This window comes from Micrococcus sp. LASM2_SD2, from assembly GCF_057364565.1.
The window spans coordinates 1-1,783 of record NZ_JBNFOB010000336.1 but is presented as its reverse complement, the minus strand read 5'-3'; the positions used below and the strand labels follow the sequence as shown (position 1 = coordinate 1,783).

Below are 1,783 nucleotides of genomic sequence, written 5' to 3'. Positions count from 1 at the left end.
CCAGGCGTGAGGGCGGTGCCCCATGGCGACGGCCCCCGGCGAGTTTCTGCCGTGCCGGAGCGGCGTCCGGCCTCCTGGCCCCCGCCGGTGAGCACCGGCTCCAGGGGCAGGCGCGGGCGGATCCACAGGGCCCCGATGCCCTTGGGGGAGCCGACCTTGTGCCCGGACAGGGAGAGGGCGTCCACGCCGAGGGAGGCCACGTCCAGGTCCAGCTGGCCGGCCGCCTGGACGGCATCCGTGTGGATCGGCACCCCGGCCTCGTGCGCCACCGCGGCGAGCTCGGCGATCGGCTGGACGGTGCCGATCTCGTTGTTGCCCAGGTGCACGGACACCAGGGCGGTCTCCGGGCGCAGGAGACGGCGCAGGTCCTCCGGGTCCACCCGTCCGGTGTCGTCCACCGGCAGCAGGTCCACCTCGATGCCGTGGATGCGCTTCAGGGCGGTGGCGGTCTGCCGGACGGCGCCGTGCTCGATCGCCGTGGTGACCAGGCGCAGCGGGGCATCCAGGGTGCCCCGGCGGCGGGCACGCAGCAGCTTCGGCAGGATGATCCCCTGCAGGGCGAGCACGTCGGCCTCGGTACCGCCGGAGGTGAAGACCACCTCGGAGCGGCGGGCGCCGAGCACGTCGGCCACCTGGCTGCGGGCGGCCTCGAGCGCCTGGCCGGCGCGGCGGCCGAGCTCGTGGACGGACGACGGGTTCCCGAAGTCCCCGGTCAGATAGGGCCACATGGCCTCCACCGCCTCCCGGCGGACGGGCGCGGTGGCGGCGTGGTCGAGCAGGATCATGGCGTTTCCCCTCCTGGGTGCGCGGCACCGTTGCCGCGCCTCGGTGACGATGCGCGTGCGGACGGACTCAGCGCGCGAGATCCTCCGGACCGCCGGTGGCCCGGCGCTGCGGGGTGCCCGTGACGACCTCGGAGTCGAAGCCGATGTCCAGGGCCCGGGCCGAGTGCGTCAGCGCCCCCACGGAGACGACGTCCACGCCGGTGGCGGCCACCGCGCCGACGGTCTCCAGGGTGATGCCGCCGGAGGCCTCCACCACGGCACGGCCGTCGATCAGGGCGACCCCGGCTCGCAGGTCCTCAAGGCTGAAGTTGTCCAGCATGATCGTATCCACGCCCGCGGCCAGGACGGGAGGCACCTGGCCGAGCCGGTCCACCTCCACCTCCACGTGCACGGTGTGGGGCAGACGCTCCATGCCCGCACGCAGTGCGGCGGTGACCTCCTCGTCCGTGGCCCCGGCGGCGATGCCCATGGCGGCCCAGTGGTTGTCCTTGACCATCACGGCGTCCGAGAGGGACATGCGGTGGTTGTGGCCGCCGCCGTCCCGGACCGCCTGGCGCTCCAGCAGGCGCAGCCCGGGGGTGGTCTTGCGGGTGTCCGCGATCCGGGTGTGCGCCCCGGCGGCACGGACCGCCGCCACGTACCGGGCTGTGGCCGTGGCGATCCCGGACATCCGCTGCAGCAGGTTCAGGGCGACCCGCTCGCCGCGCAGCACGGCGCGTGCGGGACCGGCGACCTCGGCGAGCACGTCTCCGGCGGCGAAGGACTCGCCGTCCGCCCGGTGCAGGGTGACCCGGACGGCGGGGTCCACGAGCGCGAAGACCTCCTGCAGCACCGTGGCACCGGAGAGGACGCCGTCCTCCCGTGCGACCACCTGCACGGCCATGCTCGTCTGCTCCGGGACGAACGCGTCGGCGGTGACGTCGCCCCAGGGCGCGTCCTCGGCCAGGGCGCGGGCCAGGACCTCGCGGAGCCGCGCGCGGTCACGGCCGGCTCCGCGG

At 75.2% G+C, this 1,783-nt stretch carries 2 protein-coding genes; both read right to left on the bottom strand.

Features of this window, described 5'->3' with window-relative positions:
• A partial coding sequence (locus tag AC2W7A_RS12125; RefSeq protein ID WP_485991563.1) for a cysteine desulfurase family protein occupies positions 1–785 on the bottom strand: 785 nt, incomplete at its 3' end.
• Between the two features lie 67 nt (positions 786–852).
• Positions 853–1,743, bottom strand: a complete 891-nt coding sequence (nadC, locus tag AC2W7A_RS12120; RefSeq protein WP_485991564.1) for a carboxylating nicotinate-nucleotide diphosphorylase — start codon at positions 1,741–1,743, stop codon at positions 853–855.
• Positions 1,744–1,783: the final 40 nt, after the last annotated feature.